General features: G+C 70.8%; 8 protein-coding genes. 7 read left to right on the top strand and 1 reads right to left on the bottom strand.

From position 1 onward, the window contains the following. Positions 1-79: 79 nt before the first annotated feature. The 7 genes from BLR21_RS06915 to BLR21_RS06885 are packed head-to-tail and all read left to right on the top strand — an operon-like array spanning position 80 to position 14,862. A complete protein-coding gene (locus tag BLR21_RS06915; protein ID WP_256334516.1) occupies positions 80-6,565 on the top strand; it encodes a type I polyketide synthase in 6,486 nt (2,161 codons plus the stop codon). Next, on the top strand, positions 6,553-10,218 hold the full coding sequence (locus BLR21_RS06910; protein ID WP_090004839.1) for a type I polyketide synthase: 3,666 nt from the start codon (positions 6,553-6,555) through the stop codon (positions 10,216-10,218). Before BLR21_RS06915 ends, BLR21_RS06910 begins: the two co-directional genes overlap by 13 nt. Then, a complete protein-coding gene (locus tag BLR21_RS06905) occupies positions 10,218-10,478 on the top strand; it encodes an acyl carrier protein (protein WP_090004838.1) in 261 nt (86 codons plus the stop codon). The genes BLR21_RS06910 and BLR21_RS06905 overlap by 1 nt, the downstream gene beginning before the upstream one ends. Then, complete coding sequence (locus tag BLR21_RS06900; protein WP_030475932.1) at positions 10,471-11,238, top strand: alpha/beta fold hydrolase; 768 nt, start codon at positions 10,471-10,473, stop codon at positions 11,236-11,238. The genes BLR21_RS06905 and BLR21_RS06900 overlap by 8 nt, the downstream gene beginning before the upstream one ends. Beyond that, positions 11,235-12,362, top strand: coding sequence for a glycosyltransferase (locus BLR21_RS06895; RefSeq protein ID WP_090004837.1), 1,128 nt, complete (start codon positions 11,235-11,237; stop codon positions 12,360-12,362). The genes BLR21_RS06900 and BLR21_RS06895 overlap by 4 nt, the downstream gene beginning before the upstream one ends. Continuing rightward, positions 12,359-14,092: a class I SAM-dependent methyltransferase gene (locus BLR21_RS06890; protein ID WP_090004836.1), complete on the top strand. Its 1,734-nt coding sequence runs from the start codon at positions 12,359-12,361 to the stop codon at positions 14,090-14,092. The genes BLR21_RS06895 and BLR21_RS06890 overlap by 4 nt, the downstream gene beginning before the upstream one ends. Then, positions 14,089-14,862, top strand: coding sequence for a hypothetical protein (locus tag BLR21_RS06885; RefSeq protein ID WP_090004835.1), 774 nt, complete (start codon positions 14,089-14,091; stop codon positions 14,860-14,862). The genes BLR21_RS06890 and BLR21_RS06885 overlap by 4 nt, the downstream gene beginning before the upstream one ends. Here the strand turns inward: BLR21_RS06885 and BLR21_RS06880 are convergent. Then, positions 14,840-17,080, bottom strand: coding sequence for an exo-beta-d-1,3/1,6-glucosidase (locus BLR21_RS06880; RefSeq protein ID WP_090004834.1), 2,241 nt, complete (start codon positions 17,078-17,080; stop codon positions 14,840-14,842). The genes BLR21_RS06885 and BLR21_RS06880 overlap by 23 nt on opposite strands. Positions 17,081-17,201: the final 121 nt, after the last annotated feature.

Here is a 17,201-nt window from a genome sequence, read left to right as displayed (position 1 = left end):
CGGTGAGCGCGCTGTAACCGTACCGGTCAGTAGGAACCCTAGCTGAATTCCTTTCTCCCCACCCCTGCAGGGTGAGGAAGTGAGCGCAGTGAACATGCTGTCGGATCGAGAACGGGTGCTGTGCCTGAGTCCTTTCGGCACCCCCAACCCGGCCCTTGTGGTCGCGGCCGAACGAGCCGGCGGGCTTGGTGTGCTCGACATCGGGCCCCATGCCGCCGCCGACCTCGGCCGTGTCGCCACGCGGCACCCAGGCGCGTTCGGGGTGCGGCTGCACGGATCGTTGAGGGTGCCCCTGCCGGATGCCGTCGACACCGTCGTCGTGGATCTTGTTCGTTATGCCCCGAACCTTGCTGAGCTGGGTGGACGCCGCATCCTGGCGGTGATCACCTCGGTGGCGGAAGCCGTTGCGGCGATCGAGTTCGGAGCCACCGGCTTGATCGCCAAGGGTGCCGAGTCAGGCGGCCGAGTGGGTGGTTCGCCCGCGTTCGTGTTGCTCCAGCAGGTGCTCGCGCTGACCGATCTGCCGGTCTGGGTGGCCGGGTCGATCGGCCCCGACACGGCTGCGGCCGCGATCGCCGGTGGTGCTCGCGGAGTGGTGCTGGAGGGCCAGCTCACACTCGTCGCGGAGGCCCGGAAACATATTTCCGGCGAAATTGTCAACGTGGTCCGGATGATGGACGGCGCCGACACCGTCGTGAACGACGGGTTACGTGTTCATGTTCGTCAAAAGGCGCTCGAAATCGGTCAGGAAGGCGCCCTGGCTGATTCTTACCGTACCTCGTTCGGCACTGTCGGAGGCGTGGTCGGCGCGATTGCACGGGGGATCAGGAACAATCTCACCCTGGCGGGTGAGCACCGCTCGATCCGGGCCGGTGGGCCGTTCTGCGACCGCGTCCCCGGGCTGCGGTACCCGATCGCGCAGGGCCCGATGACCCGAGTCAGCGACCAGCCCGCGTTCGCCGCGGCCGTCGCCGAGGGGGGTGCGCTGCCGTTCCTCGCGCTCGCGTTGATGGAGGGTCCGGCGGTCCGCGTGCTGCTGGACCACACCGCGGCCAAGCTCGGCGAACGGCCGTGGGGGGTCGGGCTGCTCGGGTTCGCTCCGCCGGACCTGCGGGCACGGCAGATGGAGGCCGTGCTGGCTGTCCGGCCGAAGTACGCGATCGTCGCCGGGGGGACGCCCGCGCAGGCACGTGAACTGGAGGACGCCGGCATCGAGGCGTTCCTGCACGTGCCGTCGCCCGCGTTGCTGCGCCGGTTCCTCGACGAGGGTGCGCGCAAGTTCGTCTTCGAGGGCTCGGAGTGCGGCGGCCACACCGGTCCCCGGACCAGCTTCACGTTGTGGCAGCAGCAGATCGACGTGCTGCGCGGGCGTGAGAAGGACGTCGTCGCGTTGTTCGCGGGCGGCATCCACGACGCCCGCTCGGCCGCGATGATCTCCGCCATGACCGCGTCGATCGCGGCACGGGGTGCGGCGATCGGTGTTCTCGTCGGCACGGCCTACCTGTTCACCGAGGAAGCCGTCACGCACGGCGCCATCCAGCCGGTGTTCCAGCAGGTCGCGCTGGAATGCGAGGACACGGCGCTGCTGGAGACCTCGCCGGGTCACGCCGTCCGCTGTGCGCAGACGTCCTATGTGGACACGTTCGAGCAGGCGCGGGCCGAGCTGACCGGACTTCCGAAGCAGGAGAGCTGGGAGAGGCTCGAACAGCTCAACCTGGGACGGCTCCGGCTCGCCAGCCGCGGTCTCGTGCGCGGGGACGGCGGCCTCAAGCCGGTCGGCGAGGACGAGCAGCGCCGTGAGGGCATGTTCATGATCGGCCAGGTCGCGACGCTGCGGTCCGAACGCACCACGATCGCGCGGCTGCACGAGGACATCGTGTCCGGCGTGCTGCCCGAGACCGGCGCGGAAGCCATTGAGGCCGAACCGCTGGACGTCGCCATCGTCGGCATGGCCGCGATCATGCCAGGCGCCCGTGACGTCGCGGAGTTCTGGGCGAACGTCCTGGCGGGCACCGACTCCATCACCGAGATCCCGCCGGACCGCTGGTCGCCCGAACGCTACGGCAGCCCGTTCCGGTGGGGCGGCTTCCTCCCGCGCACGGCCTTCGACCCGCTGGCCTACGGGATTCCGCCCACCTCGCTCACCTCGATCGAACCAGCCCAGCTGCTGGCGCTCGAAGTGTCTGCACGGGCGCTCCAGGACGCCGGCTACGCGACGCGGGTGTTCGACCGCGAACGCACGTCGGTGATCTTCGGTGCCGAGGCGGGCGCCGACCTCGCGAACGCCTACACGGTCCGCACCGCGTTGCCCGCCCTGGGCATCCATGGCCTGGACGACCACCTGCCGTCGCTGACCGAGGACTCGTTCCCCGGCGTGCTCGGCAACGTGATCGCCGGCCGGGTCGCGAACCGGCTCGACCTCGGCGGCGCGAACTACACGGTCGACGCGGCCTGCGCGTCCAGCCTCGCCGCGCTCGACGTGGCGTGCAAGGAACTCGTCGGCGGTACCAGCGACATGGTCCTGTGCGGCGCGGTCGACCTGCACAACAGCGCGCACGACTACCAGATGTTCGCCTCGGTGAAAGCCTTGTCCGCCAAGGGCCGTTGCGCCACGTTCGACTCCGCGGCGGACGGCATCGCACTCGGCGAGGGCGTGGCCGCCGTCGTCCTGAAGCGACTCGCCGACGCCGAACGGGACGGCGACCGCGTCTACGCGGTGATCAAGGGCATCGGCGCGTCGAGCGACGGCCGGTCGCTGGGCCTGACCGCGCCGCGACCGGAAGGTCAGCAACGAGCCCTGCGCCGTGCCTACGCGTCGGCCGGACTGCCGGTCACCGCCGTCGGACTGATCGAGGCGCACGGCACCGGAACCGTAGTAGGCGACCGCACGGAACTCGCATCGTTGACCGAGATGTTCTCCGGCGTCGAACCCGGCACGTGCACGATCGGCTCGGTCAAGTCGCAGATCGGCCACACCAAGTGCGCGGCCGGACTCGCGGGCGTGATCAAGGCGGCCCTGGCCGTGCACACCGGCGTGCGACCCGGCACGTTGCACGTCAAGCAGCCCAACGCTTTCTGGGACGCGCGGACCAGCCCGTTCGCGTTCGGCCACCGCACGTGGGCGAGCAGGAACCGGGTCGCGGGCGTGAGCGCGTTCGGGTTCGGTGGCACGAACTTCCACACCGTGATCGCGGGTTACGCCGGGGCCGACGAACCCCGGCACGGCCTGACCGCGTGGCCTGCCGAGCTGTTCCTGATCTGCGGCGACGACCAGGCTGCCGCACAACGGGAAGCCGTCCGTCTCGCCGGACTGATCGATGCACGAACCCCGTTGCGATCGCTGGCTGCGGCCTGCGGGAACGGCACGGTCCAAGCGGCATTCGTGGTGAGTGACCACTCCGGACTGAAGAAGGCTTTGGCGGACGTCGTAGCCTGGCGTGCTTCGGACGTCGTGTCGTTGCGGACGGGGGAGCGGGCCCAGGTCGCGTTCCTGTATCCCGGCCAGGGCAGCCAGCGGCCGGGCATGCTGCTCGACCTCGTCACCGCTTTCCCGCGCCTGCAGGACTTCCTCGACGCGCGCTACGAGCGGGTCATGTACCCGCCGGCCGCGCTGACCGCCGAGGACGTGTCCCGGCAGCGCGCGGAGATCACCGACACCCGCAACGCCCAGCCTGCGCTCGGCATCGCCGGGCTCATGGTCACGGCTCTGCTGGACTCCGTCGGTGTGCGGCCGGACCTGGCCGGTGGCCACAGCTACGGCGAACTGGTCGCACTGTCGGCGGCGGGCGCGTTCGGCGCCGCCGAGTTGCTGGAACTCAGCGCGGCACGCGCCGAGGCGATGCTGGAGGCGGTCGGCGAGGACCCCGGCACGATGGCCGCGGTGACCGCGCCGGTGGCCGAGGTCGAGGCGCTGCTGCCGGCCGATGTCGTGGTGGCCAACCACAACGCGCCCGAGCAGGTCGTGATCTCGGGTCCGACCGAGGCCGTGGCCGGTGCGGTCGAGGTGCTCCGGGCCGCCGGCCTGACCGTGCGGGACATCGCGGTCGCCGCCGCGTTCCACAGCCCGCTGATGGCCGGTGCCCGCGACCGGTTCGCGGCGCGACTCGCGGAGATCTCCCTGGGCGAGACGCGGTTCCCGGTGTGGTCGAACGTGTCCGCGGCTCCGCACGACGACGTGCTCGAAGGGCTGTCCGCGCAGCTCTCGGGCCGGGTGCGGTTCGTGGACCAGATCGAGTCGATGTACGCGGCGGGCGCCCGGATCTTCGTCGAGGCAGGACCCGGCGGCGTGCTGACGTCACTGGTCGGCAAGACCCTCGGCGACCGGCCGCACCAGGCGTTGCGCTGCGACGACCACGTGACGTTCCTGCGCACTCTGGCGACGCTCGCGGTCGCCGGTGTCGAGGTGGACACCGCACCACTGTTCGAGGACAGGACCGAACCGGCCACGGCCGTGCCGCCGAGGCCGGGCTGGTACGTGGATGGAGGACTCGTGCGGAACGCGAACGGTGACGCACTGCCCGGCGGGCTGCGGCCCGCGACGGAGTTCCCGACGCTGCGCGTGGGGTCGGGGCTGGGGCGTGACGAGATCATCGAGAAGTTCCTGGACGGCATGCGCGACGCGGTCAGCGCCCAGCGCGACGTCCTGCTGAGCTACCTCGGCACCGAGCCCGCGTCGGTGCCGGCACCTCGGCAGGTGATCGACCAGCAGCCGGTCGTCGTCGCGGAGCCGGTGGCGAAGCCGCAGGAGGACGTGGGCGCGGTGGTGCTGCGGACGATCAGCGCCCGCACGGGCTATCCGGTCGAGATGCTCCAGCCGGGGCTGGACCTGGAAGCGGACCTGTCGATCGACTCGATCAAGCGGACCGAGATCGTCGGCGAGCTGGTGGCCGAGCTGGGCGCCGCCGGGTCGGTGGACGAGCTGGCGCAGCTCAAGACCATCGAGGGCATCGTGGGCTGGTTCGGCGCCGCCGCCCCGGTCGCCGCTGTGGACGTCCGGGAGGTCGTGCTGCGGACGATCAGCACGCGCACGGGCTATCCGGTCGAGATGTTGCAGCCGGGGCTGGACCTGGAGGCGGACCTGTCGATCGACTCGATCAAGCGCGCGGAGATAGTGGGTGAGCTGGCCCAGGAGTTTGGCGCGGTGGGCGCGGTCGACGAGCTGGCGCAGCTGAAGACGATCGACGGGATCGTCGGCTGGTTCGGCGACACCCCGGCGCCGAAGGCGATCGAGGCAGGTCCGGGCCGGCTGGTCAGGCTCGTGCCCCAGGTCGTGGCCGCGGAACCCGCCGCCCCCACCGACCTCACCGGCAGGACCGTGCTGATCGTCGACGACAACGGGATCGGCCTCGAACTCGCCGACCTGCTCGAACGCCACACCGCCCGGCCGCGCGTCGAGCCCTCCTTCCCGGCCGACCTGACCGGCGTCGACGTCGTGATCCGGCTCCAGGCACGGCTGCCGGAGGCGTTCAGCGAGGTCAAGGCGTGCGTGACGAACGGGGTCGCGCTCGTCGTCGTTACCACGGGCGGCGGCACGTTCGGGTTCGACCACCAGCCCGACGAGCTGCCGGCGGACATCGGCCTGCACGGCCTGATTCGCACGGCCGCGCTCGAGTATCCGGACCTCGTGGTCCGCTCGGTCGACGTCAACCCCAAGGAAAGCCACCGCGACATCGCCACCGCGCTGTTCGCCGAGATCGGGCCGGGCCCGGCCGTCGTCGGCTACCAGGCCGGCCGGCGCCAGGTCATCGAGGTGGTCGAGACCGAACTCGACGCCGCGCCGCTGACCCTCGACGCGGACAGCGTGGTGCTGCTGACCGGTGGCGCCCGCGGCATCACCGCGCTCGCCGCGACCGGACTGGCCGAGCGCACCGGCTGCCACATCGAGCTGATCGGCCGCACTCCGATCGCGACCGAGGATCACCGGCTCAGCCACGCCACGACCGAGCCCGAACTCGTGAAGGCGTTGTTCGAGCTCGGCGAGAAGGACGACGTGCCGGCCAAGGCGCGCAAGGTCCTCGCCGAACGCGAAGTCCGTCAGACCATGGAACGGTTGCGCGCCAAGGCATCGAGTGTGCGCTACCACGAGTGCGACGTCACCGACGCCGAAGCCGTGGGCAGGGTGGTCGACGACATCAAGGCCCGGTTCGGCCGGCTCGACGGCGTCGTCCATGGCGCGGGTGTGCTGGACGACAAGCTGATCGAGGCCAAGACCCAGGAGTCGTTCGACCGGGTCTGGGCGACGAAGGTCAACGGCGCCAAGGCGTTCGGTGACGGGTTCCTCGTGCTGTTCGGCAGCGTCAGCGGCGTGTTCGGCAACCGCGGCCAGGCCGACTACTCGGCGGCGAACGACGCGCTCGACCGGATGGCCCGGTTCTGGGGTCCGCAACGTCATGTCGTCGCCGTCGACTGGGGTCCCTGGGCGGGCGCGGGCATGGCGGCCGGGCTCGCCGGCGAGTACGCGCGGCGCGGTATCCCGATGATCGAGCCGGCGCAGGGCGTGGACGCGCTGCTCAACGAGATCGCGAACGGTCAGGACGTGCAGGTGGTCTACCGATGGGAGGCATAGCGATCGTCGGGATCGGCGCCGTCTTCCCCGGTGCCCCGGACGCGGCGACGTTCTGGCGCAACATCGTCAGCGGCGTCGACGCGATCGGCCAGATCCCGCCCGGCCGCTGGGACCCGGCCACCTACTACGACCAGGACAGCACGACCGGCGACAGGTTCTACTGCCGCAGGGGCGGGTTCGTCGACGACCTCGCGGAGTTCGACCCGACCAGGTTCGGCATCATGCCGTCCACTGTGGACGGCGCGGAGCCCGACCAGTTGCTCGCCCTCGCCACCGCCGCCGAGGCCATCGCGGACGCGGGCGGTGAGTCCGTGCTGCCGTCCAGGGACCGCGTCGGCGTGGTCGTCGGACGCGGCGGTTACCTCACGCCCGGCTGCGCGCGGCTGGACCAGCGGGTCAGGCTCGCCGACGAGGTCGTGTCGGTCGTCAGGGACCTCTTCCCGAACCTCGCCGGCACCGAGCTGGACACCGTCCGCCAGGCCATTCGCGACCGCCTCGGCCCCGAGCAGCCGGAGTCGTCGATCGGCCTCGTGCCGAACCTGGCGGCGTCGCGCATCGCCAACCGGTTCGACCTCAGGGGCACCGCCTACACCGTGGACGCGGCCTGCGCGTCCGGGCTGGTCGCGGTCGAGCACGCCGTCCGCGAACTCCAGGAGGGTCGCGCGGACGCCATGCTCGCCGGTGCCGTCCACGTCTGCCACCACCCGACGTTGTGGAGTGTGTTCACCCAGCTCAGGGCGTTGAGCCCAACCGAGCGGATCCGGCCGTTCGACGCGAGCGCGGACGGCACATTGTTGTCCGAGGGTGTCGGCATGGTCGTGCTGAAGCGGCTGGAGGACGTCGGCGACGAACGCGTCTACGCGGTGATCCGCGGCATCGGCACCGCGAGCGACGGCCGCGCGACCAGCATGATGACGCCCAACCCGGACGGTCAGCTCCTTGCCGTGCAACGAGCCTGGGCCAACGCCGGTCTCGATCCGCGCGAGAAGGCACCGGGGTTGATCGAGGCGCACGGCACGGCCACGCCCGCCGGTGACGCCGCCGAACTGCAGACGATGATCAACGCCTTCGGCGGGCAGGGCGACGAGATCGGCATCGGCACGGTCAAGTCGATGATCGGTCACGCGATGCCCGCCGCCGGGATGGCCGGGCTGATCAAAGCCGCACTCGCGTTGCACCACAACACGCTTCCGCCGACCCTGCACGTCGACACCCCGCACAGCAGCTTGGCCGGTACGAGGTTCACACCCGTGACGAGTGCTCGCGAGTGGACCGGACGGCATCGCGCGGTCGTGAACGCGTTCGGGTTCGGCGGGATCAACGCCCATGCCGTCCTCGACGGCCACACCATCGCCAAGCCGCGCAAGCCCGTCATGACGTTCGCCGCTGACACCGCGGAAGAACTCGCCGACGCGCTGAGGGAACGCCGCACCTCCAGTGCCGACAGGGCGTTCCGGCTCGCCATCGGCAACCCGGACGACCGCAAGCTCAAGCTCGCCGAACGGGTGCTGGCCCAGGGCAGGGCGTGGCCCGGCCGCCACGACATCTGGTTCTCCCCGCAACCGCTGCTGACCGGGACCGACCAGGTCGCGTTCGTGTTCCCCGGCTTCGAACGCGAGTTCAGCGGCGAGGTCGTCGACCACGCCGTCGGGTTGTTGCAGGACGGCCGCCGCGAAGCCCGTGAACTCATGGCGCTCGGCATCACGCCGGGAGCGCTCGCCGGGCACAGCATGGGCGAGTGGACCGCGATGGTCGTCGGCGGCATCTACCCGACGATCGACGAGTTCGTCTCGGCGCTCGGGCCGGGTGCGGTCGCGGTCGTCGACATCGCTTATGCCGCACTGGGTTGCTCCGCCGGCACCGCCGAGCAGTACCTGGTCGACGGCGTGACGATCAGCCACGACAACTGCCCGCACCAGTCGGTGATCTGCGGACCGATCGACCGCCTCGAACAGGTCCTGGTCACCCTCAAGGCCAACGGCGTGATGGCGCAGCTGATGCCGTTCCGGACCGGCTTCCACACCCCGGCGCTCGCCCCCTACCTGGGGCGGGCCAAGGAGATGCTCGACCAGCTGCCGGTCCGCGCGTCGGACATCCCGGTGTGGTCGGCGAACTCCCTCGAACCGATGGGCGCGGACGAGGTTCGTGAACTGGTCCTGCGCCACCTGGTCGAGCCCGTCCGGTTCCGGCCGTTGCTGGAACGCCTGCACGGCGCCGGTTTCCGCGCGTTCGTCCAGATCGGACAGGGCAGCCTGCCCGGCTTCGTCGGAGACACGCTGAACGACAGGCCGCACATCGCCGTGAACGCCGACATCGCGCCGGAGGCGTTGTGGGCGTTCGGTCTCAAGCGCGGCACCGCCCACAAGGTCAAGCTCCGGCTCGGCACACCGAAGATCACGCTCGACGCGCTCGGCGCCGAACCCGTGCTGGTGGCCGACGGCAGCCCGATGTCCGCCGCGGTCAACAAGCTCCTGGCCCACACCAACGCCGTGGCACGTGAAGTCGTCGGCGCGCTCAGGCCGAACGAGGCGGGCTTCACCCGTGAGTTCTCGTTGCGGACCATGCCGGAGCTGGCCGACCACTCGGTGTTCCCGCAGGCGCCGGGCTGGCCGGACCTCGCAGACGGGTTCCCGATCGTGCCCGCGACCGGCCTGCTGGAGGTGTTCGCGGACGCCGCGCGCCGGCTCACCGGAGGCACGGTGCACGGGTTCGCGCAGGTCAAGGCCAAGCGCTGGCTCACCGCGCTGCCCGCGACGACCGCCAAGATCTCCGCCCGCGCGGAGGGCCAGGACCGCGTCCTCGTCAAGGTCGGCGACTACGCCGAGGGCATCGTGCTGATGTCACCGCAGACGCCGGAGCCGGTCGGCAGGGAACTCGAAGGCGTGCGCGAGGCGCCGGTGACCGCCGCCGAGCTGTACCGGGACAACTGGATGTTCCACGGACCGGCGTTCGCCGGCGTCACGAAGATCGACTGCCTGGCGGACAACGGGATCGCGGGCGTGCTGACGCCGTTGCCCGCGCCGGGAGCGTTGCTGGACAGTGCCGGACAGCTGATCGGCCACTGGATGCAGGTCTGCCGCACCGAGGACCAGACCGTGCTGCCGACCGGCATCGAGCGGGTGACGTTCCACGGGCCCGCGCCGGCCGGTGACGTCCGGTGCACCGCGTGGATCCGCGAGGTCACCGCGCAGGTGATGGTCGCGGACGCCGAGCTGACCGTGAACGGCACGCTGTGGTGCCGGATCACCGGCTGGACCACCCGCCGGTTCACCACGGACGACCGGATCTGGCAGGTCAAGCTCAGGCCGGGCACCGAAATGCTGTCCACTCAGGACGGTGAGTGGGTGCGGGTAGTGGAGAACTGGGCCGACAGCGCGACCCGCGACCTGATCATGCGCCGCTACCTGAACTCCGGCGAGCGGCGCCACTACGGCGATCTGGACGTGCCCGCCCAGCGGGACTGGCTGCTGCGCGTGATCGCGGTGAAGGACGCCGTGCGCTCGTGGCTGTGGGATCGCGGAGCAGGGCCGGTCTACCCGGCCGAGCTGAGTGTGACCGCAGATGGCCGCGTGCGCGGGGCCTTCGCCGTGCCGCGAATCGAAGTGACATCCGAACCGGGGCGAGCCGCCGCCCGCGTGCGAACGGAGATCTGATGGACGAGGTGCTGCAGCAGGTCGCGAAGCTGATCACCGAGGTGGTCGGGACGGACTTCCTGCTGGGCGTGGAGATCACCCGCGACACCACGTTCAGCGACGACCTGGGCCTGGAGTCGATCGAGTTCGTGGCTCTGGCGGACAAGCTCAACGCCCACTACGGCGTCGATCTCGTGGCCTTCCTGGCGGACATGGACATCGACGAGATCATGGCGATGTCCGTCGGCCGGCTCGTCGACCACATCACGGCCCGTGTCTGAGGTTCACGCCCGAGGGCTGCGCTTCCACGTGCAGCGGCTCGGACCAGAAACAGGACCAGCGGTGGTGTTCGTGCACGGCCTGGTGATGGACAACCTGTCCAGCTTCTACTACACGCTCGCCGCGCCGCTGGCCCAGGCCGGGTTCGGCACCGTGCTGTTCGACCTGCGCGGGCACGGCCTGTCCGAACGGCCGCCGTCCGGCTACACGCCGGAGGAGAGCGCGCTCGACCTGGTCGCCGTGCTCGACGAGATCGGCGTGACCGAGCCGGTCTTCCTGCTGGGCAACAGTTACGGTGGTGTCGTCGCGATGCACGCCGCCGTCCAGGCTCCCGAACGCGTCGGCGGTGTCGTGCTGGTCGAGTCGGCCGTCGGGGGAGTGGTCGGCGACGCGTGGTTCGAGGACATCACGAACACGCTGACCGTCGCCGCGCTGGGCCTGGAGTTCGACCGGACGCAGGACCAGCTGATGGCCCTGGGCCAGCGCAAGATCGCGAAGCTCGCCGTGAACGCCAACGCGTTGCTCAACGGCACGACGCTGATCGACGACCTCGGCTCCGGCGCGAAGCTCGACCTCACCCAGGTCCAGTGCCCGGTGCTCGGCGTGTACGGCGCCGAGTCCGAACTGATCGGGGCCGCCGCCGAACTGCGCGAGCGCATCCCGTCGTGCCGGCTGCACGTCGTTTCCGGGCTGGGGCACACGGTTCTCCGTGAGGCCACGGCCGAACTGCTGGACGTGCTGTTCGACTGGTTGCCGTCATGAGCCGGTTCCTGTTCGTGGTGCCGCCCCTGACCGGCCACGTCAACCCGACCGCCTCCGTGGGCGGCGAGTTGCTGGCGCGCGGGCACGAGGTCGCGTGGGTCGGGCATCCGGGCACGCTCACACCGCTCCTGCCGGACAGCGCCCGAGTGTTCCCCGCGATCGACGACGTCCTGGAAGCGGACATTCGCGCGCAACGGGAGCGCTGGCTCGCGTTGCGCGGGATGGCGGTGCTCAAGTTCTTCTGGGAGGAGTTCCTGATCCCACTGGGGCACGCGATGGTGCCGGGAGTCTCTGACGCGGTCAGGGCGTTCGCCCCGGACGTGGTCGTCGCCGACCAGCAGGCGCTGGCGGGACCGTTGGTGGCGCGGGGCGCCGGACTGCCCTGGGTGACGTCGGCCAGCACGTCCGCCGAGCTGGTCAATCCACTCAGGACGATGCCGAAGGTCGACGCCTGGGTGCGCGACCTGCTGCACGACTTCGCCGGTGGGGACATCAGGTTCTCCGACCGCCTGGTGCTGGTCTACAGCTCGAAGGCGTTGGTGGCGGGGGATTTCGGCGAGGAAGTGGCGTTCGTGGGGCCCGCGCTGAGCCATCGCGTGGAACGGGTGGACTTCCCGTGGGAGAGGCTGACCGGCGGGCGCCGGGTGCTGATCTCCCTGGGCACTTTGAACGGTCCTGCGGGCGAGCGTTTCCTGGGCCAGGCCCTGGAAGCGGTAGCGGAACTCGACGTGCAGGCCGTGATGGTCGCTCCGCCGCGGCCCGCACCGGCGAACGTCCTGATGCTGCCTTCGGTGCCGCAACTCGCGCTGATGCCGCACCTGGACGCCGTCGTCACGCACGGCGGCCACAACACGGTCTGCGAGGCGCTGGCACACGGGCTGCCGCTGGTGGTGGCACCGATCCGCGACGACCAGCCGACCGTCGCCGCCCAGGTCGTGCAGGCCGGCGCCGGGGTGCGGCTGACGTACTCGCGGGCACGGGCAGCAGACATCCAAAGCGCACTGGCGTCCGTGCTGGACGAGCCGGAGTACGTGGCCTCCGCCGAACTGGTGCGCGAATCGTTCGTGGCGGCAGGCGGCGCAGTGGCCGCGGCCGACCTACTGGAAAAGGTGGTGGCCGGGTGATCCTCAGCGTGCTGGTCGTGGTGGTCGTCCTGCTGGACGTGCTGCGCCTGCGTTCCCGCGCGTCCAAGCTGCGGGTGCTCGCCCAGGGCGCGGGCGGGCACTCGCTCCGCACCGCCACCGGAGTCCATCCGGAGGGCTCGTGGGAGTCCGACGCCGATCTTGTCGACCTCGTCCCGCGCGACCTGCCCACGGTCGCGGCGCTGGACCTGCTCGGCGCGGTCGATCCCGGCAAGTACCGCGACGACCGGTGGGCGCGCGGGATCAGCGCCTCGCAGGCCGTTCTGGTGCGGGAGCCGTACGTCGAGGAGGTCAACCCCGACGACCCCACCGAGTTCGTGGCGTACGTGCGGCGGGTCAAGGACCACGTGCCCGCGCGGGTCGACATCGCGGTCGCGCCGGGGCTCCAGGCCGGGCCGTACGACCTCGGGTACCGCGCGGCGACGTTGCGGCGGTTCGGAAAGCGGCCGTCGCTGTGGATCGCCGGCTCGGTCATCGGGTTCGCGACCGTGGTCGCCGCCCTGGTCACGAACTGGCAATGGGGACTCGCCGCGCTGGCCGCCTACTGGGCGCACCCGATCCTGGTGTTCGCCGGAACGCCGCTGCGGCCGCGTGACCTGTGGGTACCGCGCGTCCTGCGCACGCCCTACCTGTGGTTCAAGACCTCCGGCGGCAGGAAGTCGACGGCCGAGAAGCGACAGGCCCAGCACCTCGACCAGGCCGCGCCCTGGTACGAGCAGAACCGCGACCGGAACTTCCACGAGGCACCGCGCGACAACTGCCCGTCGTGCGGGAGCACGGACCTGCGCCGCTGGGTCACCGCGACGGACCTGGTGCAGCGCAAGCCCGGCACGTTCACGATGGACCGGTGTGTCCGATGTGGACACGTCTGGCAGAACCCGCGCCTGACCGAGGAGGGCCTGGGCTTCTACTACCGCGACTTCTACGACGGCCTCGGCGAGACGTCGGCGGAAGCGGTGTTCTCCGGCAAGACCGAGCCCTACTACGGCCGGGCGCGCATGGTCGAACCGTTCACCAAGCCCGAACGCTGGCTGGACGTCGGCTCCGGGCACGCGCACTTCTGCCTGGGAGCCAAGGAGGTCCTGCCGCAGACGAGGTTCGACGGGCTCGACCAGGGCGCGGCCATCGAGGACGCGGCACGGCTCGGCCGGATCGAGAACTCCTACCGCGGCAGCTTCAAGGACTTCGCGGGCGAGCTCAAGGGCCGCTACGACGTCATCAGCATGCACCACTACCTGGAACACGTGCGCGATCCGTGGGAGGAGCTCGACATCGCCGCGGACGTGCTGCCTGACGGCGGCTACCTGCTGATCGAGCTGCCGGACCCCGAGTGGCGGCTCGGAAGGTTGTTCGGCCAGTACTGGATGCCGTGGTTCCAGCCGCAGCACCAGCACATGATGCCGATCGGCAACCTGCAGGAAGCCCTCGCCGACCGCGGACTGACCACAGTGGCCACCGAACGCGCGAAAGCCCACCTGTGCAACGACTTCACGCTCGCGTTGCTGTTGTGGCTGGGCGACAAGGCCCCGCGCACACCCGCGCCGTGGCGGCCGGGGAAGGTGCGGCTCAGGAGGACCCGCAGCTTCCTGGTGTGGACGCTGGGCATCCCGGCGTTCTTCGTCGCGCTGGCGCTGGACCAGACGGTGAACCGCTTCCTGGCGTACCGCACCGGCCAGGGCAACGCCTACCGCCTGCTGGCGCGGAAGTCGTGACGGACATCGCGGATCGGCCTGAGCTCGCGCCGGAGCTCAGGCTGGTGCCGCATGCGTTCCGGCGCGCGTTCGGACGGCCCGCGGCAGGCGTCTGGTACGCCCCCGGAGTCCTGAACCTGCTCGGTGGCGCGATCAAGGTGCCTGCCAAGTGGGGTGCCATCGTGGCGGGGGACCGGCGCGGTGACGGCCTGCTCGAACTCGTGTCGGTGAACCGGCCGACCGAACGCGCTTTCTTGCCGTCCGACGACGTTCCAGCCTGGGCGGCGGGCGTGCGGGCGAGGGGCGGAGCCGCGTTGCTGTGCAGCGTCGACCTGCCGCAGGGGAGCGGACTGTCCGCCGGCGAGGCGCTGAGGACCGCGGTCGGACTGGCACTCCGCGACCTGGCGGGCGATCCGTTCGAGGATCCACGGCCGGAAGTGCTCGACCTGCCCGGTCAACGGCTGCTCGTCGTCGACACGAGGGTTCGCCGCCCGGAACCGCAGGTGGAACGGCCGTACATGCCGGGGACCGCGGATCTCGGGGCGGAGTTGACGGCGTACCACCACGCCCAGAACCCGGATCCGGAGCAGGACGAGGTGGTCCAGGCCGCACTCGCGGCGGGCGCGCGTGGCGCCAGCCTGCTGATCGACCCGCCGGGCAGGCCCGCTGTCGCGCTGGTCGACGCGGACCTGGTCCCGGCGGTGAAGAAGGCGATCACGAAGGCGGTGGAGATCCCTCCCCGCTACCTCACGATCGTTCCTGCTCTCTTCAATACTGTGGCTTTACGGTGAACTCGGCCCGGCGCAGGTCCTTCGAGCTCGGGCCCACCAGCAGGACGAACTCGCCCGGCTCGACCACCCGGTGACCGTCCGCGTCGACGATCGTGCAGGCGGAGACCGGGAGTTCGAGGTCGACCTGCACGGTCTCGCCCGGCTCCACGTCGACCTGCCTGAAGGTCTTGAGCTCCTTGTCGGCCCAGCTCACCGAGGTGACCGCGTCGCTGACGTAGACCTGCACGGTCTCGCGAGAAGGCCGTGACCCGGTGTTGGTGAGCGAGATGCACGCCTTGACGGTCTCGTCCGGGCGCAGCACCGCCGTCTCGACGCGCAGGTCGCCGTACTCGACCGTCGTGTACGACAGGCCCTCGCCGAAGACGAACGCCGGCTCCTGCGTCAGGTCGGCGTAACGCGTGCCGTGCTGGCCGCGGATCTGGTTGTAGTACGTCGGCTGCTGCCCGGCGTGCGCCGCGAACGAGATCGGCAACCGGCCGCTGGGCTCGATCAGCCCGTGCAGCACCTCCGCGATCGCGCGGCCACCCTGCATGCCGGGGTTCGCCACCCACAGCAGCGCGGCGGCGCCCCGCGCGGACGCGGGCAGGACCAGCGGCTTCGACGCGAGCAGCACCACGACCAGCGGTGTGCCGGTCCCGGCCAGCGCGTCGAGCAGGGCGATCTGGCCGCCGATCAGGTCGAGCGTGGCGGTGGATCGGCCCTCGCCGACCAGTTCGATCCGGTCACCGACGACGGCGACCACGTAGTCGGCGCCCTCGGCCGCCGCGACGGCCTCGGCGATCAGGTTCGCGTCCGGCGCGCAGGCCCGCACGACCGGCGGGCGCGGCTGGCCGTCCGGGAACGTGTCGCCCTCGGGGTCCGGCTCCAGCGTCAGGATGTCGGCGCCGCGGGCGTACGTGACCTCCTGCGACGAGAGCTCGCGCAGTCCGTCGAGGACCGTCGTGATCATCTCGCGCGGGTGGCCGTCGGGCAGCCAGTCGGCCTGGCCCGAGGAGCCCGCCCAGTCGCCGAGCTGGGTCTGCGCGTCGTCGGCGAGCGGGCCGACGACCGCGATCCTGCCCTTGGGCTTGCTGAACGGCAGCACGCCGTCGTTGCGCAGCAGCACCAGCGAACGCCGCGCGACCTGCAGGTTCAGTGCCACGTGGTCGTCGTGGTTGATCATCACGCGCTGGCGTTCGGCGTCGGGCCTGCGCGGGTTCTCGAACAGCCCGAGGTCGAACTTGAGCGTCAGGATGCGGGTGACCGCGCGGTCGAGGTCCGACTCGGCCAGCAGCCCGTCCTCGACGGCCTGCAGCGCGCCCTCGAAGAACTGCGGGGTCGTCATGATCATGTCGTTGCCGGCCTTCACGGCGGCCGCGGCGGCGTGCGCGTAGTCGGGCTGCAGCTTCTGCTCCCAGACCATGCGGCCGACGTTGTCCCAGTCCGTGATCAGCGTGCCCTGGTAGCCCCACTCGCCGCGCAGGACCTCGTCGAGCAGCCACGAGTTGACCGTGATCGGCACACCGTCGGTGGACTGGTAGCCGAGCATGAACGTCGCGCAGCCCTCACGGGCGACCCGCTCGAACGGCGGCAGGAACCACGACCGCAGCTTGCGGCGCGACAGGTCGGCCTCGCTCGCGTCCCGGCCGCCCTGGGTCTCCGAGTACCCGGCGAAGTGCTTCGCGGTCGCGAGGATCGCCGTCTCGTCGGTCAGGCCGTCGCCCTGGTAGCCGCGGACCATCGCGGCCGCGAGCTCACCGATCAGCACCGGGTCCTCGCCGAACGTCTCGTCGACGCGGCCCCAGCGCAGGTCCCGCGAGATGCACAGGACCGGCGAGAACGTCCAGTGCACGCCGGTCGCGGCCGCCTCGACGGCGGTGACGCGGGCGACCTGCTCGACCAGCGCCGGGTCCCAGCTCGCGGCCATGCCCAGCTGCGTCGGGAAGATCGTGGCGCCCTCGTAGAACGAGTGGCCGTGGATGCAGTCCTCGGCGATCAGCAGAGGGACACGCAAGCGCGTCCGCGTGGTGAGGTCCTGCGCGCGCAGCACTCGCTCCGGCGAGGTGTGCAGGATCGAGCCGACGTGCTTGCGCAGCACGTGGTCGTCCAGGTCCTCCCTCGAGTCCAGCTGCATCATCTGGCCGACCTTCTCGGCCGGCGTCATGCGGCCCAGCAGGTCGGCTACCCGCTCTGCGGTGGGCAGCGTGGCGTCGAGGTAGGGCACGTCGTCGCGATCCATGTGGTCTCCGAGAAGGCTCGTGCGGCGGCAGCGTGATGGGAGCGCTCTCACAGTGATACCCGAAACCGGTTCCGCGCGAAACCGGTTTCGGCATTTCCGGTACGAACGGTGGGGTCGGCTA

Origin of the sequence: Lentzea albidocapillata subsp. violacea (genome assembly GCF_900100275.1) — a bacterium.
GTDB classification, from domain to species: Bacteria; Actinomycetota; Actinomycetes; order Mycobacteriales; family Pseudonocardiaceae; genus Lentzea; species Lentzea violacea.
This window is presented reverse-complemented; position numbering and strand designations above follow the sequence as displayed.

What these genes read in the sequence shown, in the direction of transcription:
- BLR21_RS06910 (WP_090004839.1), top strand. Translation starts at nt 6,553, where the DNA reads ATGGGAGGCATAGCGATCGTCGGGATCGGCGCCGTCTTCCCCGGTGCC.
- BLR21_RS06905 (WP_090004838.1), top strand. Translation starts at nt 10,218, where the DNA reads ATGGACGAGGTGCTGCAGCAGGTCGCGAAGCTGATCACCGAGGTGGTC.
- BLR21_RS06895 (WP_090004837.1), top strand. Translation starts at nt 11,235, where the DNA reads ATGAGCCGGTTCCTGTTCGTGGTGCCGCCCCTGACCGGCCACGTCAAC.
- BLR21_RS06880 (WP_090004834.1), bottom strand. Translation starts at nt 17,080, where the DNA reads ATGGATCGCGACGACGTGCCCTACCTCGACGCCACGCTGCCCACCGCA.